This is a genomic window from Pseudomonas petroselini, from assembly GCF_045037875.1.
GTDB classification, from domain to species: domain Bacteria; phylum Pseudomonadota; class Gammaproteobacteria; order Pseudomonadales; family Pseudomonadaceae; genus Aquipseudomonas; species Aquipseudomonas petroselini.
Genome location: NZ_CP173614.1, coordinates 3455191 through 3477819 on the forward strand (window position 1 = coordinate 3455191; position 22629 = coordinate 3477819).

15 protein-coding genes are annotated in these 22629 nt (G+C 61.8%); all 15 read right to left on the reverse strand.

Annotation, left to right across the window (positions count from 1 at the left end; translation table 11 throughout):
• Positions 1-13 precede the first annotated feature (13 nt).
• The 15 genes from ACI512_RS15985 to ACI512_RS16055 all read right to left on the reverse strand — a co-directional run bounded on the left by ACI512_RS15985 (position 14) and on the right by ACI512_RS16055 (position 22442).
• Positions 14-2509 carry a PAS domain-containing sensor histidine kinase gene (locus ACI512_RS15985; protein ID WP_236381719.1) on the reverse strand — a complete coding sequence of 832 codons (2496 nt, stop codon included), beginning with the start codon at positions 2507-2509 and terminating at the stop codon, positions 14-16.
• A 135-nt stretch (positions 2510-2644) separates the two neighbouring features.
• Entirely contained in the window at positions 2645-4603 is a 1959-nt protein-coding gene (locus ACI512_RS15990) for an acetoacetate--CoA ligase (RefSeq protein ID WP_236381721.1), read from the reverse strand.
• Positions 4604-4702: 99 nt separating this feature from the next.
• Positions 4703-5476, reverse strand: a complete 774-nt coding sequence (locus ACI512_RS15995; RefSeq protein WP_236381723.1) for a 3-hydroxybutyrate dehydrogenase — start codon at positions 5474-5476, stop codon at positions 4703-4705.
• Positions 5477-5483: 7 nt separating this feature from the next.
• Positions 5484-6875 (reverse strand): GntP family permease, encoded by a 1392-nt coding sequence (locus ACI512_RS16000; protein WP_046034062.1) that lies wholly within the window; start codon positions 6873-6875, stop codon positions 5484-5486.
• A gap of 292 nt (positions 6876-7167) precedes the next feature.
• Positions 7168-8568: a sigma-54-dependent Fis family transcriptional regulator gene (locus ACI512_RS16005; RefSeq protein WP_102060309.1), complete on the reverse strand. Its 1401-nt coding sequence runs from the start codon at positions 8566-8568 to the stop codon at positions 7168-7170.
• Positions 8569-8627: 59 nt separating this feature from the next.
• Positions 8628-10199, reverse strand: coding sequence for an ABC transporter ATP-binding protein (locus ACI512_RS16010; RefSeq protein ID WP_405121895.1), 1572 nt, complete (start codon positions 10197-10199; stop codon positions 8628-8630).
• An 11-nt stretch (positions 10200-10210) separates the two neighbouring features.
• Positions 10211-11233, reverse strand: coding sequence for an ABC transporter permease (locus ACI512_RS16015; protein ID WP_405121212.1), 1023 nt, complete (start codon positions 11231-11233; stop codon positions 10211-10213).
• A complete protein-coding gene (locus tag ACI512_RS16020; protein WP_012723832.1) occupies positions 11233-12294 on the reverse strand; it encodes a microcin C ABC transporter permease YejB in 1062 nt (353 codons plus the stop codon). Before ACI512_RS16020 ends, ACI512_RS16015 begins: the two co-directional genes overlap by 1 nt.
• Positions 12294-14153: an extracellular solute-binding protein gene (locus tag ACI512_RS16025; RefSeq protein ID WP_012723833.1), complete on the reverse strand. Its 1860-nt coding sequence runs from the start codon at positions 14151-14153 to the stop codon at positions 12294-12296. The genes ACI512_RS16020 and ACI512_RS16025 overlap by 1 nt, the downstream gene beginning before the upstream one ends.
• Positions 14154-14283: 130 nt before the next feature.
• On the reverse strand, positions 14284-14565 hold the full coding sequence (locus ACI512_RS16030; protein WP_010210937.1) for a peptidylprolyl isomerase: 282 nt from the start codon (positions 14563-14565) through the stop codon (positions 14284-14286).
• A 499-nt stretch (positions 14566-15064) separates the two neighbouring features.
• Positions 15065-16678, reverse strand: coding sequence for an ABC transporter ATP-binding protein (locus ACI512_RS16035; RefSeq protein WP_405121213.1), 1614 nt, complete (start codon positions 16676-16678; stop codon positions 15065-15067).
• A 1-nt stretch (position 16679) separates the two neighbouring features.
• A complete protein-coding gene (locus ACI512_RS16040; RefSeq protein WP_012723835.1) occupies positions 16680-17699 on the reverse strand; it encodes an ABC transporter permease in 1020 nt (339 codons plus the stop codon).
• A gap of 1 nt (position 17700) precedes the next feature.
• A complete protein-coding gene (locus ACI512_RS16045) occupies positions 17701-18777 on the reverse strand; it encodes a microcin C ABC transporter permease YejB (protein ID WP_236382275.1) in 1077 nt (358 codons plus the stop codon).
• A complete protein-coding gene (locus ACI512_RS16050; RefSeq protein ID WP_236382273.1) occupies positions 18778-20616 on the reverse strand; it encodes an extracellular solute-binding protein in 1839 nt (612 codons plus the stop codon). It abuts the gene before it with no gap.
• Complete coding sequence (locus ACI512_RS16055; protein ID WP_231809026.1) at positions 20613-22442, reverse strand: extracellular solute-binding protein; 1830 nt, start codon at positions 22440-22442, stop codon at positions 20613-20615. The genes ACI512_RS16050 and ACI512_RS16055 overlap by 4 nt, the downstream gene beginning before the upstream one ends.
• Positions 22443-22629: the final 187 nt, after the last annotated feature.

The following is a 22629-nucleotide window of genomic DNA, read 5'->3' on the forward strand; positions in this document are numbered from 1 at the left end:
ATTATGCCTGAACTCATGGGTCGACGCTGATCATGCTGCGGATTTTGGTCGCCAGCAGGTCGATGGAAAACGGCTTGGCAACCATGTCCATGCCGTCCTCGAGAAACCCCTGGCGCTCGGCGGCTTTCTCGGCGTAACCGGTCATGAACAGCACGCGCAGGCCCGGCCTGTGCTGGCGGGCGATCTCGGCCAGTTGTCGGCCGTTCATGCCGGGCAGGCCGACGTCGGTGACCAGCAAGTCCACGCGCAGGTCCGATTCCAACAGCGGCAATGCGGTACGCGCATCGGCGGCCTGGTGTGCGGTGTAGCCCAGCTCATCGAGTACATTGACCACCAACATGCGCACCGCCGGGTCGTCCTCGACCACCACGACCGCCTCACCCGCGAGCGCCAATGGCGCCTCGCCCGAGTGGGGCGGCAGGTTGCTTTCCAGCGACGTACCGTGCAGGCGCGGCAGGTACAGGCGCACGCAGGTGCCCTGGCCCGGTTCACTCTGAATCGTCACGTGGCCACCGGACTGCTGGGCAAACCCGTAAATCATCGACAGCCCCAGGCCGGTGCCCTGGCCGATGGGTTTGGTGGTGAAGAAGGGGTCGAACGCCTTGGCGAGGATTTTCGGCGCCATGCCGGTACCGTTGTCACACACACCGAGCATCACGTAGTCGCCGGCCTTGACCGGTTCCAGGGTGGTGATGTCGGTGCCGTCCAGGTAGCTGTTGGCGGTTTCGATGAGTATCTCGCCGCCATCGGGCATGGCGTCACGGGCATTGATCACCAGGTTGAGCAGGGCGTTTTCCAGTTGGCTGGCGTCGGTGTTCACCGGCCAGATGTCGTGGCCCAATTGCACGTTGAGTGTGATATGCGCACCTTTGGTCCGCCGGAATAAATCTTCCAGGGAGGCCACCAACTGGTTCGGGTTCAGCGGTTGAAGGTCCAACGACTGGCGCCGCGAGAAGGCCAGTAACCGGTGGGTCAGGGCGGCGGCACGATGGGCCGAGGACACGGCGGCATCGGTAAAGCGCCCGATGTCATCGCTGCGCCCGGCGGCGATATAGCGCTGCATCAGGTCCAGGCTGCCGATGATACCGGTGAGCATGTTGTTGAAGTCGTGGGCGATACCGCCGGTGAGCTGGCCCACCGCTTCCATCTTCTGCGCATGGCGCAGGGCATCTTCGGCGCGTTCGCGCTCGAACATTTCGTTTTGCAGGCGTTGGTTGGCCTCGGCCAGTGCCTGGGTGCGCTGGGCGACCCGTTCCTCAAGGTTTTCGTTAAGGTGGCGCAGGGCTTCTTCGGTGAGTTTGCGTTCGGTCTCATCGATCACAAAGATGTAGAAACCATTCACCGAGCCGTCAGTGCTGAAGCGCGGCAGGTACTTCATCAAGGCATGCCGTGGCCGCCCGTCGCAGTGCGGTGTGATGGTCATGAAGCTGCAGGGCTTGCCCTTCAGCGCGGCGGCGATCTTGTCCGCGCGCCCGGCATACACTTCGTCACCGAGCACTTCGCGGATGGTCTTGCCGTACAGCTCCTGGGGCGTCATGCCGTACCACTCCAGGTACGCACTGTTGTTCAGGCGAAAACGCTGTTCATGGTCGACATAGCCGATCAGCACCGGCATGGCGTTGATGATCAGTTGCAGTTCGGTCTGGCTTTGGCGCAGCGCCTGCTCGGTGTGTTTGCGCTCGGTGAGGTCCAGCGCGGCGCCGAGGAAGCGCGCCGGGCGGCCTTGGTGATCCTTGTAGCAACGTCCGCGGGCGAACACCCAGCGCACCTGGCCGTCGGCTTGCAACAGGCGGTACTCCTCGGCGTACTCGGTGCCGAAGGTGATGCAATGCTTGATGCTGCGCGCCACCATGCCCCGGTCTTCGGGGTGCACGCCTTGCAGGTAGTCGCTGATCGGCAGCCTGCCAGCCTCGCTGGGGTCGACGCCGTGCAGGTAGGCGAAGTGGGCGTCGGCGATAAAGTGGTCTTCGCCGATATCCCAGTCCCAGGTGCCCACCGCGCCGGTCGCCGCCAGTGCAAGCTGCAAGCGTTGTTCGGTGTTGTGCTGGGCCTTGCGGCGTTCGTTGGTTTCGATGGCGGTGACCAGGATGCCGGCGACACACCCGCTTTCGTCGCGGATCGGGCTGTAAGTCAGGTCCAGCCATATTTCAGTGTCGCGATTATGGCGTTGCAGTACGAAGCGCTGCTCGCTGAAGGTACGCACCTGGCCACTGAACACGGCGTCGTAGATCGGCGCGGTAAAGCTTTCCAGCTCCGGCCAGGTCTGGTGCGCCGGTTGGCCCATGGCGTCGGGGTGCTTGTTGCCGGCCAACTGGGCGAAGGCGTCGTTGTAGAGTTGCGTCAGTTGGTTGCCCCACAGCAGGAGCATCGGCATCGGCGAGTGGACGACGATATCCACGGCCGTGCGCAGGCTTTGCGGCCACTCATTGGCCTCACCGAGGGGGCTTTGCGCCCAGTCCAGCCGCGCAATCATTGCGGCGGCTTCGCTGCCGGTGGAGGTTGCCTTCATGTAAAAACCCTGAGCGTAACGCTTTGAAAGATGACAACACCCATTATCCCGTGAGTCGGGAATGGGTGACTACCCCCGAAAAATAGCATGCATTCGGGGATTGTCTTCAAATGAGTGCGTCAGCGCTGAAACCTTTCATCTTTCAGTCAGTTCGCGCCGGTCGCGAAACTGTTCCAGGGCTTGCGGGTTGGCCAGGGCGTCGGTGTTCTTCACCGGTTCGCCGTGCACCACATTGCGCACCGCCAGTTCAACGATCTTGCCGCTGATGGTGCGGGGGATATCGGTGACAGCGAGGATCTTCGCCGGTACGTGGCGGGGTGTGGTGTTGGCGCGGATCACTTGGCGGATCTGCTGCTCAAGGGCTTCATCCAGCTCGACACCGTCATTGAGGCGCACGAACAGCACCACCCGTACGTCATCCTGCCAGCGTTGGCCAATGGCCAGGCTCTCCAGCACCTGCGGGACTTTTTCCACCTGGCGATAAATCTCTGCCGTGCCGATACGCACGCCACCGGGGTTGAGCACTGCGTCGGAACGCCCGTGAATCAGCAGGCTGCCGTTGGGGCGTTGCTCGGCATAGTCGCCCTGGGCCCAGACACCGGGGAACTGGCTGAAATACGAGGCGCGCAGCTTCTGGCGATCCGGGTCGTTCCACAAGCCGATGGGCATGGCCGGAAAGTGCCGGGTGCACACCAGTTCGCCTTTTTCGCCAACCAGCGGCTGGCCCTGGTCGTCCCACACTTCAATCGCCATTGCCAGGCTCTTGCACTGCATTTCGCCGCGCCGCACCGGCAACACCGGGTTGCCGATCACAAAGCAGGAGACGATATCGGTGCCACCGGACATGGATGACAGGCACAGCTCGCCCTTGATCTCGCGGTACACGTAGTCGTAGCTCTGCGGCGACAGCGGCGAGCCGGTCGAAATCAGCCCTTTGAGGCTGCCCAGGTCATGGCTCAGGCGCGGTTGCAACCCGGCCTTTTCCAGCGTGGCGAGAAACTTGGGGCTGGTGCCGAACACGCTGATCTTTTCCGCGTCGATCAGGTCAATCAGGCGCTCCGGTCCCGGATGAAACGGCGAGCCGTCATACAGCACCGCCGTGGCGCCGATGGCCAGTACCGACACCAGCCAGTTCCACATCATCCAGCCGCAGGTGGTGTAGTAGAACAGGCAGTCATCGCGGGACAGGTCCGCATGCAGGCCGTGTTCCTTGAGGTGCGTGAGCAGCACGCCGCCGGTGCCGTGGATGATGCACTTGGGCACGCCGGTGGTGCCGCTGGAATAGAGAATATAAAGCGGATGATCGAACGGCACCGCGACGAACTCAGGTTCGCCGCCAGGCCGGTAGAAGTCCGACCACCGCGTGACGCGGGCATGGGTCTGATAGTCCTCGACCCGTGCCTGGGGCCGTGCGTACGGCACAATGATCAACTGCTCCAGGGACGGCAGGCGTGCGAGGATTTCATTGAGCTTGGCGGTCTGGTCGATGTCTTTACCGGCATAGCGGTAGCCCGCGCAGGTGATCAGCACCTTGGGCTCGATCTGGCCGAATCGGTCGATCACACCCTGGGTGCCGAAGTCCGGCGATGAACACGACCAGATCGCCCCGAGGCTGGTGGTGGCAAGCATGCCCACCAGGGTTTGCCAGGTGTTGGGCATGCATGCGGCGACGCGGTCGCCCTGAGTGACACCGGCAGCCCGCAAGCTTTTTTGCAGGCCAGCGACATGGGCGGCGAGTTCGGCGTAGGTCAATTGTTCGCGTTGGCCGTCTTCGCTGATGGCCACCACGGCCGGGTGATCATCGCGGCGGCGCAACAGGTGCTCGGCAAAGTTCAGGGTCGCGCCGGGAAACCACTGGGCGCTGGGCATCTCGGCGTCTTCGATCAGCACCGCGCTGGGCGGGCTGCGAAACTGCACGTCGAAGAACGCCACGATCGCCCGCCAGAAGTCCGGGCGCTGGTCGATGCTCCACTGGTGCAGGGCCGGGTAGTCGCTGAGCTGCACGCTGTAGCGGTCATTGATAAAGCGCCGGAACTGGTCCATCCGCGTGTTGGCGATGCGCTCCGGGGAGGGTTGCCAGAGGATCTCGGACATAGGCAGGTCTCTTTTTATGTATTAATTCATCCAGAGAACACCGGGCCAATGTGGGAGGGGGCTTGCCCCCTCCCACATTTTGAATGCCAGTGTCCGCTGTTACTGGGCCAGCCAGCCGCCGTCGATATTCCACGCGGCGCCGCGCACTTGGCTGCCGGCTTCGCTGCACAAAAACAGCACCAGTTCACCCAACTGCGGCGGCGTCACAAACTCCAGCGACGGCTGCTTCTCCGCGAGCAAATCATGCTGCGCTTGTTGCGGGTCTACGCCGTTGGCGGCGCGATCATCGATCTGCTTCTGCACCAGCGGCGTCAGCACCCAGCCAGGGCAAATCGCGTTGCAGGTGACGTTGCTGGTGGCCGTTTCCAGCCCGACCACCTTGGTCAAGCCAATCACGCCATGCTTGGCCGCCACGTACGCTGCCTTGCCCACCGAACCGACCTGGCCATGCACCGAGGCGATGTTGACGATACGCCCCCAGCCCTTGGCCTTCATCCCCGGCAAGCTCAAACGCGTGCTGTGGAACACCGACGACAGGTTGATCGCGATGATGGAGTCCCAGCGCTCGGCGGGGAAGTCTTCGACCGCCGCCACGTGCTGGATGCCGGCGTTGTTGACGAGGATGTCCACGCCGCCGAATTCACGCTCGGCGTAAGCGATCATGTCGGCGATCTGCGCCGGGTCGCTGACGTCGGCCGGGTGGTGGCCGACCTTGCCGCCGAAGGCCTGCACCTGGGCGATGACCGCACGGGCGTCGCCGAAGCCGTTGAGGATCAGGTTGGCGCCGGCCTTGGCCAGGCTCAGGGCGATGCCCAGGCCGATGCCGCTGGTGGAACCGGTGACCAGGGCGGTCTTGCCGTTCAATGTCGTCATGAAAACCTCACACAATGCCGGTGGCATAGAAAGTACCGATCACCACGAACACCGCGAGGGTCTTGATGATCGTGATGCCGAAAATGTCTTTGTAGGCTTCGCGGTGGGTCAGGCCGGTGACCGCCAGCAGCGTGATCACCGCGCCGTTGTGGGGCAGGGTGTCCATGCCGCCGCTGGCCATGGCCGCGACGCGGTGCAGCACTTCAAGGGGGATATTGGCCGCATGGGCCGCCGAAATAAAGCTCTCGGACATGGCCGCCAGGGCGATGCTCATGCCGCCGGAAGCAGAACCGGTGATACCGGCCAGCAGGGTCACGGTGATCGCTTCGTTGACCAGCGGGTTGGGGATGCCCTTGAGCCAGTCCGCCAGCACCAGAAAGCCCGGCAGCGAGGCGATCACCGCACCAAAGCCGTATTCCGACGCGGTGTTCATCGCCGCCAGCAGCGCACCGCTGACCGCGCTTTTACTGCCTTCGGCGAGTTTGCTTTTGATCGCCGACCAGCCAAACACCAGCACCATGACGATGCCCACCAGCAATGCGGCCTGCACCGCCCAGATCGCCGTCAGCTTGGCGATTTCGGTGGTCACCGGCGTGCTCATTCCCGGCAAGCTGAGGCTGTGGGTCTTGCCGTACCACTGCGGGATCCAGTGGGTGAACAACAGGTTCATCACGCCCACCAGGATCAGCGGCGACAGCGCGATCCACGGGTTGGGCAGGGTGAGGTTCTCGGCGGTTTCCGGCTCGTTGCGCAGCTCGGTGCCATAACCTTCACCGGCACGTTGCGCCTTGTTGCGCTGGCGCGCCAGGTACAGCATGCCGGCGCAGAACACGAAGATCGTACCGATCAACCCCAGCCAGGGCGCGGCCCAGGCCGTGGTGTTGAAGAACGTGCTGGGGATGATGTTCTGGATCTGCGGCGTGCCGGGCAGGGCGTCCATGGTGAACGAGAACGCGCCGAGGGCGATGGTCGCCGGGATCAGGCGCTTGGGGATATTGCTCTGGCGGAACATCTCCGCCGCGAACGGGTACACCGCAAACACCACCACGAACAGCGACACGCCGCCGTACGTGAGCAGGGCGCAGACCAGCACAATCACCAGCATCGCCTGGCGCGTGCCGAGCAAGCGGATCGCCGCCGCCACGATCGAGCGTGAAAAGCCCGACAGCTCGATCAGCTTGCCGAACACCGCGCCAAGCAGGAACACCGGAAAGTACAGTTTGATGAAGCCGACCATCTTTTCCATGAACACCCCGGTAAACGCAGGGGCGACGGCGGAAGGGTCAGTGAGCAGGACAGCGCCGAGGGCGGCGATGGGGGCAAACAGGATAACGCTATAGCCACGGTAAGCAGCCAGCATCAGCAGCGCGAGGGCTGCCAGGGCAATGATCACACTCATGGTGTGTCTCCATCGAATTGTTATTTTTGTGGGTGAGGCTTTGGAGAAGGGCTATAGCGAGATGTGTGCCAATTATTTAAGTGGTTGAAATATATGAATAAATTTCGAAAATCGTATGAGGCTTTTGAATCTTGTCTCAAACTTGAGACAAATGAAGGCACCTGTGGGAGGGGGCTTGCTCCCGATGACAGTGTGTCAGTCAATAATATCTGGCTGACACACTGCTATCGGGAGCAAGCCCCCTCCCACATTAGAAAGTCTCTATATTGATAATGGTGTCTCTTTTTAGAGATCAGTCGATGCCCAGGGCCACCATCTTCTTGTACAGCGTCGACCGCCCAAGCCCCAACCGCTTGGCCGCTTCCACCACATTCCCCTCGCACGCCCTCAACGCCGCGCCAATCACCTGCCGATCAAACCGCTCCCGCGCTGCGCTGAACGACTCACCCTCAACCGCCGGCACGGCACTGCCACGTTCCACGGGGGTGAAAGTGCCAATCGCCGCACGAATCTCACCGGCATTCAGCACCAGGTCATCACTCAGCAACGCCGCCCGCTCCAGCACATTGCGCAGTTCACGGATATTCCCCGGCCACGCATGCTGTGCCAGCAAGGCCAACGCCGCGTGGTCCAGTTCATGCTGGCTGCGCAGCTCCTCCAGGATCGCCTCGCTCAATGCCGGAATATCGTCCAGCCGTTCACGCAACGGCGGCACCTGGATCGGCAGCACATTCAGCCGGTAATACAGATCGGCGCGGAACTCACCGCGCTTGATCGCCGCTTCCAGGTCCATGGACGTGGCCGCGATCACGCGCACATCGCTGTGCAGCATCTCGTTGGAGCCGACCGGCTCGAATTCCTTTTCCTGCAGCACCCGCAGCAGTTTGCTTTGCAGCGGCAGCGGCATGTCGCCGATTTCATCCAGGAACAAGGTGCCGCCCTGGGCAATCTGGAATTTGCCCGGACGGCCCTTGCGGTCGGCGCCGGTAAACGCGCCCGGTGCGGTGCCGAAGAACTCGGCCTCCAGCAGGTCAGCGGGAATCGCGGCGCTGTTGATACTGACAAAGGCCTTGTGCGCCCGCGTGGAGGCACCGTGAATCGCCTGGGCCAGCAATTCCTTGCCGGTGCCGGTCTCGCCCAGCAGCAATACCGGCGATTCGGCACTCGCACTGCGCCGCGCCCGGCGTTTCACTTCGAGGCTGGCAGCGCTGGTGCCGATGAAATGCGCGAAGTTGTACTTGCTCTGGCGTGAACGCAGCAGCGAGCGCGTCGAGGCCAGCTCTTGCTGCATGCTCAGGTAGCGCTCGATCAGCGGCGACAGGTTGCGCAGCTCATCAAACAACGCGAACCCGATTGCGCCGATCACCGCGCCGGCCTCGTTGTGGATCGGCAAGCGCATCACCACCAGTGGCCCCTTGGGCGTGTCCTGGATATCCAGCAGGATCGGCTGGTCATTGCGCACCACCTGGCGCAACAGGCTATTGGAAATCACCTGCTCGCATGGCTGGCCGATGGCTTCGTCGGCGCTTTTCAGGCCGAAGCGCTTGGCGTAGCGCTCGTTCATCCAGACGATATTGGCGTCGCGGTCGACAATCACCGTGCCTTCGCTGGACTGCTCGATGATCTCGAACAGCGACTGGATGGCCAGGCCACGAACCTGTTGGTAGTCCTTGAGGTTATCGGTGATGTTCATGTTTAGGCCACCAACACAAATTGGACATGGAATCGCGATCCTTGTGGGAGCGGGCGTGTTTACAAGGGGATGTGCGCCGCTGCCAGCAGCTCTTGGGTGTACGGGTGTTGCGGTGCATCGAACACCTCATGGCTGGCGCCGCGCTCCACCACCTTACCGTCCTTGACCACAATCATGTCATGGGCCATGGCCCGCACCACGGCCAGGTCATGGCTGATAAACAGGTAGGTCAGGCCGTATTTCTCCTGCAGCTCACGCAGCAATGCCACCACTTGTTTCTGCACGGTGCGGTCGAGGGCCGAGGTCGGTTCATCCAGCAGCATCAGCGCCGGCTTGAGTACCAGGGCGCGAGCGATGGCGATGCGTTGGCGCTGCCCACCGGAAAATTCATGCGGGTAGCGGTGGCGACTGGCCGGGTCGAGGCCGACGTCCTTGAGCACCTGGATCACCTGCGCATCGCGGTCGGCCAGGCTGCACGGCGCGTGCACTTCCAGGCCCTCGCTGATGATCTGTTCCACGGTCATGCGTGGGCTGAGGCTGCCGTAGGGGTCCTGGAACACCACCTGCATCTGCTTGCGCCAAGGGCGCATTTGCTGGTTATTCAACGGGTCGAGCGCTTCGCCTTGGAAGCGGATGCTGCCGGTGGAGTCGAGCAAACGCAGGATTGCCTGGCCCAGCGTGGACTTGCCTGAGCCGGACTGGCCGACAATCCCCAGGGTCTTGCCGCGCTGCACGCTGAGGCTGATGCCGTCCACCGCACGCAGGTAGGTCTTGCGGCGGAACAACCCGCCGCCAAGGGGGAATTGCACGGTCAGGTCATCCACTTGCAACACCGTCTCGCGCGCATCGCTGCACAGCGCATCACCGGCCGGTTCCGCATCCAGCAGCAACTGGCTATAAGGATGCTGGGGCGCGGTGAACAAGGTCTCACAGTCGGCCTGCTCAACGATCTCGCCGGCGCGCATGACGCACACGCGCTGGGCGATACTGCGCACCAGGTTGAGGTCATGGCTGATCAGCAGCAGCGACATGCCCAGGCGTTGTTGCAGGGATTTGAGCAGCAGCAGGATCTTGCGCTGCACGGTCACATCCAGGGCGGTGGTGGGTTCGTCGGCGATCAACAGCTCCGGCTCGCAGGCCAGGGCCATGGCGATCATCACCCGTTGGCGTTGGCCGCCGGACAATTGATGCGGATAAGCCTTGAGGCGTTCCTGGGGTTTCTGGATGCCCACCAGCTCGAGCAATTCGAGGATGCGCGCCTGCGCCGCCTTGCCGCCCAAGCCCTTGTGCAGCAGCAGGGTTTCGCCGATCTGCTTTTCGATGCTGTGCAGCGGGTTCAGGGAGGTCATCGGCTCCTGGAAGATCATCGCAATGCGGTCACCGCGCAGTTTCTGCAACGTCGAGGCCGAGGCGCCGATCAACTCCTGGCCGCGATACGTGATGGAACCGGTGGTGTCGGTGCCCGCTTCCGGCAGCAGTTGCAGGATCGAATGGGCCGTCACCGACTTGCCCGAGCCCGACTCACCCACCAGCGCCAGGCACTCGCCGGGGCGAACGTCCAGGCTCAGGTGGCGGACCACGGTCTGGCCACTGAAAGCGACGTTGAGGTCGCGGATTTCGATCAGGTTCATAGGGGAGGCACTCATGAACGGGGGTCGAAGGCGTCACGCAACGCCTCGCCGATAAAGACCAGCAGCGACAGGATCAGCGCCAAGGTGAAAAACGCCGTGAGGCCCAGCCACGGCGCTTGCAGGTTCTGCTTGCCCTGGGCGATCAGTTCACCCAGCGACGCGCTGCCCGCCGGCATGCCAAAACCGAGGAAATCCAGGGCGCTCAAGGTGGCAATCGCCCCGGTCAGGATAAACGGCAGGTAGCTCAACGTAGCGGTCATGGCGTTGGGCAGGATATGCCGGCGAATGATCTTGCCGTCGCCCAAGCCCAGGGCTCGTGCGGCCTTGACGTATTCCAGGTTGCGTCCGCGCAGGAACTCGGCGCGCACCACGTCTACCAAGGCCAGCCAGGAAAACAGCGCCATGATCCCCAGCAACCACCAGAAATTCGGCTCCACAAAACCTGACAGGATGATCAGCAGGTACAGCACCGGCAGCCCGGACCACACCTCCAGCACGCGCTGGCCGATCAAATCCACCCAGCCGCCGTAATAGCCCTGCAATGCACCGGCGGCAATGCCGATGGCAGCGCTGATCGCGGTGAGCGCCAAGGCAAACAGGATCGACACGCGTGCGCCAAAGATCACCCGCGCCAGCACATCCCGCGACTGGTCATCGGTGCCCAGCCAGTTCACCGCCGAGGGCGGGCTGGGGGCAGGGCGGGTCAGTTCGTAGTTGGGCGTGTCGTCGCTGAACGGGATCGGTGGGAACAGCATCCAGCCGCCGTCCTGCTCTATCAGCTTTTGCACGTAGTCACTGCGGTAGTCGGCCTGGAACGGCAACTGGCCGCCGAACTGCTGCTCGGTGTAACGCTTGAACACCGGGAAATACAGCTCGTTCTTGAAACTCAGCACCAAGGGCTTGTCATTGGCGATCAACTCGCCGCCGAGGGTCAGGATAAACAGGCCGATAAACAGCCACAGCGACCACCAGCCACGACGGTTCTTCTTGAACCGCTCGAAACGCCGACGCGCCACGGGAGACAGATTAAGCATCAGGCGTTCCTCGCGGCGAAGTCGATACGCGGGTCCACCAGGGTGTAGCAGAGGTCACCGATGAGTTTTATCAAGAGGCCGAACAACGTAAAGATAAACAGCGAACCGAACACCACCGGATAATCGCGGGACACCGCGGCTTCGTAGCTCATACGGCCCAGGCCGTCGAGGGAGAAGATCACCTCGATCAGTAGCGAGCCGGCAAAGAACACCGCGATAAACGCCTGCGGAATGCCCGAGATCACCAGCAACATCGCGTTGCGGAACACATGCCCGTACAGCACGCGCCGTTCGCTCAAGCCCTTGGCGCGCGCCGTCACCACGTACTGGCGGGTAATTTCATTCAGAAACGAGTTTTTGGTCAGGATGGTCAGCGTGGCGAACCCGCCGATGACCAACGAGGTGACCGGCAAGACCAGGTGCCAGAAATAGTCGGCGATCTTGCCCACGGTGCTCAGCTCTTCGAAGTTTTCCGACACCAGCCCGCGCACCGGGAACCAGTTAAGCGAGGTGCCGCCGGCAAAGACCACGATCAGGAACATCGCGAACAAGAACGCAGGCATCGCATAGCCGATCACAATCGCGGTGCTGCTCCATACGTCGAAGCTGCTGCCATGGCGCACCGCCTTGCGAATCCCCAGGGGTATCGACACCAGGTAGGTGATCAGCGTGGCCCACAGGCCGAGGGAAATGGTCACCGGCATTTTTTCCAGGATCAGGTCGATCACGGTCTTGCCGCGAAAGAAGCTGTTGCCGAAGTCCAACTGCGCATAGCTCTTGAGCATCAGCCACAGGCGTTCCGGCGCGGGCTTGTCGAAGCCGTACTGTTTTTCGATGTCGGCGATCAGCTTCGGGTCCAGGCCACGGCTCGCGCGGGAGCCGCCGCTGATGCTTTCGCCGGATGAACCACCGACGCCACCGCCGCCAATCCCTTGCAGGTGAGCGATGGCTTGTTCCACCGGCCCGCCAGGAGCGGCCTGTACGATCACGAAATTCACCAACAGGATGATCACCAGCGTCGGGATGATCAGCAGCAGGCGCCGCACGATATAGGCAAACATCAGCGTGCACCTCCGCGTTTGTTCAGCTCAGCCTTCATTTGCTCGTTGGTTAGGGGCGTGGGGCTGATTTCCCACCAGGTTTCCAGGGCTTCGTCGTTTTTCGCCTCGATGGCCGGGCGGCCGAAGCGGTTCCACCACGCGGCGGACGTGCCGGGCGGGTAGTAATTGGGAATCCACAGGTAGTTCCATTGCAGCACGCGGTCCAGCGCGTGGGCGTAGGTGAGCATCTGCGCCTGGGTGTCGGCCTTGACTAGGCCCTTGATCAGGCTGTCGACGGCCGGGTCCTTGAGCACCATGTAGTTGTTGGCGCCGGGGTCAAAGGCGGCGGCCGAGCCGAAATAGTTGTAGAGCTCCATGCCCGGCGAGGTAGTGACCGGGAAGCCGGTGACGATCATGTCGTAGTCCCGTGCCATCACCCGGTTCACATATTGGGAGGCGTCGATACGGCGGATATTCAGGGTGATACCGATCTGCGCCAGGTTGCGTTTGTACGGCAGCAACAGGCGTTCGAGGCCAGATTGGGCGTTAAGGAAGGTAAACTCCAGCGGCTCGCCCTCGGCGTTAACCAGCTTGTCGCCGTCCGGTTTCCAGCCGGCCTCTTCCAACAAGGCCAGTGCCTGCAGCTGTTTGTCGCGGATCATGCCGCTGCCGTCGGTAACCGGCGCCTTGAACACTTGGGTGAACACCTCGTCGGGCACCTGGCCGCGCAACGGTTCAAGAATCGCCAGTTCTTCTTGGGTCGGCGGCTGGCTGGCCGCCAACGGGCTATTGGAAAAGAAGCTTTGTTGGCGGATATACATATTGCGCATCATCTGCCGGTTGGCCCATTCGAAGTCCCACAGCATCGCGAGGGCCTGGCGCACGCGGCGGTCCTTGAAGACTGGTTTTTGCACGTTGAACACATAACCCTGGGCCGGTTGCGGCATCTCCTTGGCCAGGTGCGCGCGTTGCAGGCGACCGTCATCCAGGGCCGGGCCGTTGTAACCGATGGAATAGCCGGTGGCGGAAAATTCGCGGTTGAAATCGTAGGCGCCGCCGCGCAGTACCTGGCGGGCCACTTCGGTGTCGCCGAAATATTCCAGGCTCAGGTGATCGAAGTTGTACAGGCCACGGCTGACGGGCAAGTCCTTGCCCCACCAGTTCGGGTCGCGGGTAAAGGTGATGGTGCTGCCGGAGTCGATCTTGCTGACCTTGTACGGGCCGCTGCCCAAGGGCGCTTCATAGCCGCCGCCATTGGCGAAGTCGCGGGTCTTCCACCAGTGCTCCGGGAAGACGGGCAGGGTGGCGATATCCAGGGGCAGGGTGCGATTTTCATTGCTGGAGAAATCGAAGCGTACCTGACGCTCGCCCTCGACCTCGACGTGCTTGACGTCGGCGAACAGGGTGCGAAAGCGCAGGCTGCCTTGGGTCATCAACAGGTCGAAGCTGTAGCGCACGTCTTCGGCGGTGATCGGCTTGCCGTCGGCAAAGCGTGCCTTGGGGTTGAGGAAAAAGCGCAGCGACAGGCCATCGTCGGCGCGTTCCATCTTCTCGGCGACCAGGCCGTAGACCGTGTAGGGCTCGTCGAGGGAGCGCTGGGCCAGGGGCGCGTAGAGCCAGCCGTCGACCTGGGACACGCCGATGCCTTTGTCGATATACGGCAGCACATGGTCGAAGCGCCCAATCTCGATGGCCGAGCGGCGCAGGCTGCCGCCTTTGGGGGCGTTGGGGTTGGCGTAGTCGAAATGGGTAAAACCGGCGGGGTACTTGGCCGGTTCGCCGTACACCGTCAGGTAGGGTTGGGGCGCCGCGATCACGGCGGAACTGGCCAGCAGCAGGGCCAGGGTCGAGCTCAGCATGTAGGAAAAAGCCAATCGCATTGTCAGCCTTGAACGCCGTGTGAAGAATAAAAGGGATTTGTACGCTAACGGCATCAGCGTCGCCAGTCATCACATGCACAACGGCCCACCAAAAGGCGGGCCGTTGTTTATAGCATCAGCACAGACAGGATCAGTCCTGGCGGCTGGTGACTTCCAGCAGGTGGTAGCCGAACTGGGTTTTCACCGGGCCTTGCACGGTGTTGACCGGGGCGCTGAAGACGACGGTGTCGAATTCCTTGACCATCTGGCCTGGACCGAACGAACCCAGGTTGCCGCCGTCGCGGCTGGAAGGGCAGCTGGAGTTGGCTTTGGCGATTTCTGCGAAATCGGCGCCGCCTTCGATTTGGGCCTTGAGTTCGTTGCACTTGTCTTCAGTGGAAACGAGGATGTGACGGGCGGTGGCTTTGGCCATGGGGAGTAACTCCTTGAGTAAAAAGGGTGAGCGTACCGGATTCAGGCGGTTATTTCCTGGCAAAGTTCCGTGGGATTGGCGTACATATCCGTTTCTTCGGTAACGGCTACTTAGGGTTCTGCTCTTACAGCGGGGCACTTTTGGAAGCGCGCCAAAAATGCTTCGCCCCACTACTCGCTGCCTCGCCTAGGCTCGGCATGGCGTGGTGTAGATCAAAAGCAGAGCTGGTTGATCTCTCCGCCCAGAGTGGCGGCCTTGGAATCGGCCGGTTTCTGACTGTCGATCTCGGTCAAGTGTGGGAGGGGGCTTGCTCCCGATAGCAGTGGGGCAGTTACAGAGGTATCAGCTGACACACCGCCATCGGGGGCAAGCCCCCTCCCACCGTTTGATTTCCCTACATCAGGTCGATACGTTTGGCTGGGCCGGTATCCCGGCTCTTTTCAAAAGTGACCCGCCGTAAGGGCGGACAGCCATCCCCCATTAACGGATAGGTACTGCGTCAATCTACACGAGCAGCAGGCACCAAAAACGCCGCCTCCAGCAACTGCCGCGTATACCCATGCTGCGGCGCAGCAAAAATCCCCGCTGCATCCCCCTGTTCCACCACCTGCCCATGCCTCACCACCATCAACTGGTGACTCAACGCCTTAACCACCGCCAAATCATGGCTGATAAACAGATAGGTCAAGTTGTACTTAGCCTGCAAACTGCGCAATAACTCGACCACCTGCCGCTGCACCGTGCGATCCAGCGCCGAGGTCGGCTCGTCCAGCAGAATCAGGCGTGGCTTGAGCACCAACGCCCGGGCAATGGCAATACGCTGCCGCTGACCGCCAGAGAACTCATGCGGGTATCGGTGCCGTGATTCCGGATCCAGCCCCACTTCCTTGAGCGCCGCAATAATCGCCGCCTCCTGCTCGGCAGGCGTACCCATCTTGTGGATGCGCAGCCCCTCGCCGACGATCTCACTGACGCACATCCGCGGGCTCAAGCTGCCAAACGGGTCCTGAAACACCACCTGCATTTCCCGACGCAACGGTCGCACCTGTTGCTGGGTGAGCCGATCCAGTTGCTGACCTTCAAAACGAATGCCGCCCTTGCTGCCGATCAACCGCAGAATCGCCAGGCCCAGGGTGGATTTGCCCGAGCCGCTTTCGCCGACGATGCCCAGGGTCTGTCCCTGGGGCAGGCTGAAGTTGATGCCGTCCACCGCCTTGACGTAATCGACGGTGGTGCGCAAAAAGCCCTTCTTGATCGGAAACCACACTTTCAGGTCATCGACTTCCAGCAACGGCGGGCCAATCACATTGGTCGCCGGGCCGCCGCTGGGTTCCGCCGCCAGCAGTTCCTGGGTGTAGGGGTGCTGGGGCGACTGGAACAGCGTCTCGCAATCGGCCTGTTCAACGATGCAGCCTTTTTGCATCACGCACACGCGATGGGCGATGCGCCGCACCAGGTTCAAGTCATGGCTGATCAGCAGCAGCGCCATGCCTAGCCGTGCCTGCAGCTCCTTGAGCAATTCGAGGATTTTCAACTGCACCGTCACGTCGAGGGCCGTGGTCGGCTCATCGGCGATCAGCAGTTCGGGTTCATTGGCCAGCGCCATGGCGATCATCACCCGCTGGCGCTGGCCGCCGGAGAGTTCATGGGGCAGGGCCTTGAGGCGCTTGTGCGGCTCGGGGATGCCCACCAATTCCAGCAACTCCAGGGTGCGCTGGGTGGCGACCTTGCCGGTGAGCCCCTTGTGCAGGCCCAACACTTCGTTGATCTGTTTCTCGATGTTGTGCAGCGGGTTCAGCGAGGTCATCGGCTCCTGGAAGATCATCGCAATGCGGTTGCCGCGAATGTGCCGGATGGTTTTTTCTTTCAGTGTCAGCAGGTCCTGCCCGGCATAGTTGATGGTGCCGGAAGGATGCCGCGCCAGCGGGTAGGGCAGCAGGCGCAGGATCGAGTGGGCGGTGACCGATTTGCCCGAGCCGCTTTCGCCCACCAGCGCGATGGTTTCGCCGCGCTTGATGTCGAAGCTGACGTTGTTCACCACGCGTTGGTGATGGTCGCCGGTGACGAACTCGACGGAGAGGTCGCGGATTTCGATCAGATTGTCCTGATTCATCTCATTTCCTCGGGTCGAAGGCATCGCGAGCGGACTCGCCGATAAACACCAGCAAACTCAACATGATCGCCAGCACGGCAAAGGCACTCATGCCCAGCCACGGCGCTTGCAGGTTGGATTTGCCCTGGGCCACCAGCTCGCCCAGCGATGGCGACCCGGCCGGCAAGCCGAAGCCGAGGAAGTCCAGGGCGGTGAGCGTGCCTATGGCGCCGGTGAGGATGAACGGCATGAAGGTCATGGTCGAAACCATCGCGTTGGGCAGGATGTGGCGGAACATGATCGCGCCGTTCTGCATGCCCAAGGCCCTGGCCGCGCGCACGTATTCGAGGTTGCGGCCGCGCAGGAACTCGGCGCGCACCACGTCCACCAGGCTCATCCAGGAAAACAGCAGCATGATCCCCAGCAGCCACCAGAAGTTGGGCTGCACGAAACTGGCGAGGATGATCAACAGGTACAGCACCGGCAACCCAGACCAGATTTCCAGGAAGCGCTGTCCGGCCAGGTCGACCCAGCCGCCATAGAAGCCCTGCAAGGCCCCGGCGATTACGCCGATGATGGAGCTGAGCACCGTGAGGGTCAGGGCAAACAGCACCGACACGCGGAACCCGTAGATCACCCGCGCCAACACATCGCGCCCCTGGTCATCGGTGCCCAGCAAGTTCACCGAAGAGGGCGGCGCCGGTGCGGGCACCTTGAGGTCGTAGTTGATGCTCTGGTAGCTGAACGGGATCGGTGCCCACAACGTCCAGGCGTCCTTGGCCTTGAGCAGTTCCTGGATATAGGGGCTCTTGTAGTTGGCCTCCAGCGGGAATTCACCGCCAAAGGTGGTCTCCGGGTAGCGCTTGAGCGCCGGGAAATACCAGCCGCCGTCGTAGTGCACGGCCAGCGGCTTGTCGTTGGCGATCAGCTCTGCGCCCAGGCTCAGCACGAAGAGGATCAGGAACAGCCACAGCGACCACCAGCCGCGCTTGTTGGCCTTGAACCGCTCGAACCGGCGGCGATTGAGGGGGGACAGGTTCATCTCAATGCTCCCGGCTGGCAAAGTCGATTCGCGGATCGACCAGGGTGTAGGTGAGGTCGCCGATCAGTTTCACGATCAGCCCCAGCAGGGTGAAGATGAACAGCGTGCCGAACACCACCGGGTAGTCGCGGTTGATCGCCGCTTCAAAGCTCATCAGGCCCAGGCCGTCGAGGGAGAAGATCACCTCCACCAGCAATGAACCGGTGAAGAAGATGCCGATGAACGCCGAGGGGAAACCGGCGATCACCAGCAGCATGGCGTTGCGGAACACATGGCCGTACAGCACACGGTGGTTGGTCAGGCCCTTGGCTTTGGCGGTGACCACGTACTGCTTGTTGATCTCGTCGAGAAAGCTGTTCTTGGTCAGCAGGGTCATGGTGGCGAAGTTGCCGATCACCAGCGCGGTAATCGGCAGCGCCAGGTGCCAGAAGTAATCGAGGACCTTGGCGCCCCAGCTCAACTCGTCGAAGTTGTTCGACGTCAGCCCGCGCAAGGGGAACCAGTCGAAATAACTGCCGCCGGCAAACACCACGATCAGCAGGATCGCAAACAGGAACGCCGGGATCGCATAACCGACGATGATTGCCGAACTGGTCCATACGTCGAAATGGCTGCCATGTCGGGTGGCCTTGGCGATCCCGAGGGGGATCGACACCAGGTACATGATCAGCGTGCTCCATAACCCGAGGGAGATGGACACCGGCATCTTTTCCTTGATCAGGTCGATAACCTTGGCGTCACGGAAGAAGCTGTCGCCAAAATCCAGCTGGGCGTAGTTCTTGACCATGATCCACAGGCGTTCCGGCGCCGACTTGTCGAAACCGTACATCTTTTCGATTTCCTTGATCAGCGTCGGGTCCAGGCCCTGGGCGCCACGGTAACTGCTGGAGCCGGCCACCGACACTTCGGCCCCGCCGCCGGCAATGCGGCTGGTGGCGCCCTCAAAGCCTTCGAGCTTGGCGATCATCTGCTCCACGGGGCCACCGGGGGCGGCCTGGATGATGACGAAGTTGATCAGCAGGATCCCGAACAGCGTCGGGATGATCAGCAACAGGCGGCGAAAGATATAGGCCAGCATTTAATCGCCTCCGCTCGCCGGATCGGCGTTGGTGCTTGTGTCTAAAGGAATAGCCGGTTTGACGTTGGGTTTGGCCCACCAGGTCGCGGTGCCGACGTCGTAGCGCGGCGGGACCTTGGGGTGCCCGAGGTGATTCCAATACGCCACGCGGTAGGTCTTGATGTGCCAGTTGGGGATCACGTAGTAGCCAAATTGCAGTACGCGATCCAGCGCCTTGGCGTGGGCCACCAGGCTTTTTCGCGAGTGTGCATCGATCAGTTCTTCTACCAGCTGGTCGACGGCTGGATCCTTGAGCCCCATGTAATTGCGGCTGCCCGGCTTGTCGGCGCTGGAGGATTTCCAGAATTCCCGTTGTTCATTGCCCGGTGAGGTGGACTGGGGGAAGCTGCCCACCAGCATGTCGAAATCCCGCGAGCGGATCCGGTTGACGAATTGCGAGACGTCCACTCGCCGGATCACCAGGTCTATGCCCAGGTCGGCCAGGTTGCGCTTGAACGGCAACAGGATGCGTTCGAACTCCGTCTGGGCCAGCAGGAATTCGATTTTCACCGGCTTGCCGGTGGTGTCGACCATCTTGTCATCGACGATCCGCCAGCCGGCGTCCTGCAGCAACTGGTACGCCTCGCGCTGTTGGTTGCGGATCATGCCGCTGCCATCGGTCTTGGAGGGTTCGAAGGCCTGGGTGAAGACTTCGGGCGAGATCTTGTCGCGCAGCGGTTCGAGAATCGCCAGCTCGTCCGGGCCGGGCAGGCCGGTGGCGGCCATTTCCGAGTTTTCGAAATAACTGCGGGTGCGGGTATAGGCCCCATTGAACAGCTGCTTGTTGCTCCACTCGAAATCCAGCAGCAGGCTGATGGCCTTGCGCACGCGCACGTCCTGGAACATCGGCTTGCGCGTATTGAACACAAAGCCCTGCATCCCGGTGGGGTTGCCGTTGGGGATTTCTTCCTTGATCAAGCGGCCCTCAGTCACTGCCGGGATGTTGTAGGCATTGGCCCAGTTTTTCGCGCTGAATTCCAGCCAGTAATCGAACTGCCCGGCCTTCAGCGCCTCCAGCGACACGGTGCTGTCGCGGTAATAGTCGGTGATGCGGTTATCGAAATTGTAGAAACCTTGGGTGACTGGCAGGTCCTTGGCCCAGTAATCCTTGACTCGCTCATAGCGGATCATGCGCCCGGCCTTGACCTCGGCTACCTTGTACGGCCCGCTGCCCAGCGGCACTTCCAGGTTGCCCTTGGCGAAGTCGCGGGTCGCCCACCAATGTTTGGGCAATACCGGCAGTTGCCCGAGGATCAGCGGCAATTCGCGGTTATTGGTGCGCTTGAACTTGAACAGCACCTTCAGCGGGTCTTCGGCGATCACTTCGTCGACGTCGGCGTAATACGTGCGATAGATCGGCGAGCCTTCCTTGATCAGTTCCTGGAAGGTGAACACCACGTCTTCGGCACGGATCGGGTGGCCATCATGGAAGCGTGCTTCGGGGCGCAGGTAGAACCGCACCCAGCTGTTGTCGGAGGCTTTTTCGATCTTGCCGGCGACCAGGCCGTATTCGGTGATGGGCTCGTCCAGGCTTTGCATGGCCAGGGTGTCGTAGATCAGGCTCAGGTTATCGGCCGGCACACCTTTGCTGATGTAGGGGTTGAGGCTGTCGAAGCCGCCCATGGCCGACTCGCGGAACGTGCCGCCCTTGGGGGCGTCCGGGTTGACGTAGTCGAAGTGCTTGAAGTCGGCGGGGTATTTCGGCGGTTCGTTGTACAGCGTCAACGCATGTTGCGGAGCGGCTTGGGCCACGGTGCACAGCAGCAGGCTGCCGAGCAGGGCAGTACGCAAATACATCATTGGGCTTTCTCCGAAGCTTTCAGCCACCACGCGCTCAGGCCCAGGCTGTAGGGCGGCGTGGTGACAAAGGCGAACCGGTTGCGGTACGCCAAGCGATGATAGTTGAGGTACCAGTTGGGAATGCTGTAGTGCTGCCACAGCAGCACGCGGTCCAGGGCACGGCCGGCGGCCAGTTGCTCCTCGCGGGTCTTGGCGGCCAGCAGTTGTTCCAGCAGGTGATCGACAATCGGGTTGGCGATGCCTGCGTAGTTCTTGCTGCCCTTGATCGCGGCCTGGCTGGAGTGGAAGTACTGCCACTGCTCAAGGCCGGGGCTCAAGGTCTGGTTGAGGGTGATCAGGATCATGTCGAAGTCGAATTGATCCAGGCGCTGCTTGTACTGGGCGCGGTCGACGGTCCGCAGGCGTGCGTCGATGCCGATGCTGATCAGGTTCTCGACGTAGGGCTGCAGGATGCGCTCCAGGTTCGGGTTGACCAGCAGGATCTCGAAGCGCAGCGGTTGACCGTCCTTGTTCAGCAGCCGTTGGCCTGACAGTTTCCAACCGGCCTCGCCGAGCAACGCCAGGGCGTGGCGCAGCGTCTCGCGGGGGATGCCGCGGCCGTCGGTCTGGGGCAGGCTGAACGGCTGGGTAAACAGGTTGGCCGGCAACTGGTCGCGGTACGGCGAGAGCATCAGCCATTCATGCCCCGTGGGCACGCCGGTCGCGGCGAACTCGCTGTTGGGGTAGTAGCTCAAGGTGCGTTTATAGGCGCTGCTGAACAGGGTGCGGTTGGTCCATTCGAAGTCGAACATCAGTCCCAGGGCTTCGCGCACCTTGGTCTGGCTGAAGGTCGGCCGCCGGGTGTTCATGAACAGGCCTTGGCTTTGGGTCGGGATCTGGTGGGCGATCTGCGCCTTGATCACATCACCCCGGTTCACTGCCGGGAAGGTGTAGCCGTTGGCCCAGTTCTTGGCCTGGTGCTCGATATAGATATCGAACTCGCCGGCCTTGAAGGCTTCGAAGGCCACGTCGCTGTCGCGGTAGAACTCCACTTCGACCTTGTCGTAGTTATAGAAACCCTGGTTGACCGGCAGGTCCTTGCCCCAGTAGTCCTTGACCCGTTCGAACACCAGTTGCCGCCCAGGGCTGACCTGGGTGATACGGTATGGCCCGCTGCCCAGCGGCGGTTCGAAGGTGGTGGCCTTGAAGTCGCGGTTCTTCCAATAGTGCTGGGGCAATACCGGCAACTCGCCCAGGCGCAGGATCAGCAACGGGTTGCCGGCGCGCTTGAACACAAAGCGGATGCGGTGACGGTTGAGGATATCCACCCGTGCCACTTCCTGCAGGTTGGTGCGGTATTGCGGGTGGCCTTCGGTCAGCAGCGTGCGATAGGAAAACGCCACATCGTAGGCGGTGATTGGCTTGCCATCGTGGAAGCGCGCCTGGGGGCGCAGGTTGAACACCACCCAACTGCGGTCCTCGCTGTACTCTACCGACTGCGCGATCAGCCCATAACTGGAGGTGGGTTCATCGCCGGACGGCGCATAAAGGCCGGTGCCGACCATCAATGGCTCATTCAGCTCATTCACGCCGTATTGCAGGAAATTGGGCGTGGAAACCGGGCTTGAGCCCTTGAAGGTATAGGGATTGAGGGTATCGAAGGTGCCAAATGCCATGACCCGCAATGTCCCGCCTTTCGGCGCTGCAGGGTTTACCCAATCGAAGTGGGTGAATTTGGCCGGGTACTTGAGGCTGCCGAACTGCGTATAACCGTGGCTCTCGGTAATCGTCGCGTTCGCACCAAAGCTCAAGGCCAGACTTATTAGTAGAAGGAGGGGACGCGTCAAGTCAGAGATCCGATCCAGGCGGCTTGGGCTTTATGATCGGTACAGTAACAGCTTGTTCCGGTTGGAAAAAGCCAGTCGGCTGATGCAGGGCCAATGTGGGAGGGGGCTTGCCCCCGATAGCGGTAGACCTGCCAATGAATCTGTTGGCTGGTACATTGCTATCGGGGGCAAGCCCCCTCCCACATTG

What these genes read in the sequence shown, in the direction of transcription:
- ACI512_RS15985 (WP_236381719.1), bottom strand. Translation starts at nt 2,509, where the DNA reads ATGAAGGCAACCTCCACCGGCAGCGAAGCCGCCGCAATGATTGCGCGG.
- ACI512_RS15990 (WP_236381721.1), bottom strand. Translation starts at nt 4,603, where the DNA reads ATGTCCGAGATCCTCTGGCAACCCTCCCCGGAGCGCATCGCCAACACG.
- ACI512_RS15995 (WP_236381723.1), bottom strand. Translation starts at nt 5,476, where the DNA reads ATGACGACATTGAACGGCAAGACCGCCCTGGTCACCGGTTCCACCAGC.
- ACI512_RS16000 (WP_046034062.1), bottom strand. Translation starts at nt 6,875, where the DNA reads ATGAGTGTGATCATTGCCCTGGCAGCCCTCGCGCTGCTGATGCTGGCT.
- ACI512_RS16005 (WP_102060309.1), bottom strand. Translation starts at nt 8,568, where the DNA reads ATGAACATCACCGATAACCTCAAGGACTACCAACAGGTTCGTGGCCTG.
- ACI512_RS16010 (WP_405121895.1), bottom strand. Translation starts at nt 10,199, where the DNA reads ATGAACCTGATCGAAATCCGCGACCTCAACGTCGCTTTCAGTGGCCAG.
- ACI512_RS16015 (WP_405121212.1), bottom strand. Translation starts at nt 11,233, where the DNA reads ATGCTTAATCTGTCTCCCGTGGCGCGTCGGCGTTTCGAGCGGTTCAAG.
- ACI512_RS16020 (WP_012723832.1), bottom strand. Translation starts at nt 12,294, where the DNA reads ATGTTTGCCTATATCGTGCGGCGCCTGCTGCTGATCATCCCGACGCTG.
- ACI512_RS16025 (WP_012723833.1), bottom strand. Translation starts at nt 14,153, where the DNA reads ATGCGATTGGCTTTTTCCTACATGCTGAGCTCGACCCTGGCCCTGCTG.
- ACI512_RS16030 (WP_010210937.1), bottom strand. Translation starts at nt 14,565, where the DNA reads ATGGCCAAAGCCACCGCCCGTCACATCCTCGTTTCCACTGAAGACAAG.
- ACI512_RS16035 (WP_405121213.1), bottom strand. Translation starts at nt 16,678, where the DNA reads ATGAATCAGGACAATCTGATCGAAATCCGCGACCTCTCCGTCGAGTTC.
- ACI512_RS16040 (WP_012723835.1), bottom strand. Translation starts at nt 17,699, where the DNA reads ATGAACCTGTCCCCCCTCAATCGCCGCCGGTTCGAGCGGTTCAAGGCC.
- ACI512_RS16045 (WP_236382275.1), bottom strand. Translation starts at nt 18,777, where the DNA reads ATGCTGGCCTATATCTTTCGCCGCCTGTTGCTGATCATCCCGACGCTG.
- ACI512_RS16050 (WP_236382273.1), bottom strand. Translation starts at nt 20,616, where the DNA reads ATGATGTATTTGCGTACTGCCCTGCTCGGCAGCCTGCTGCTGTGCACC.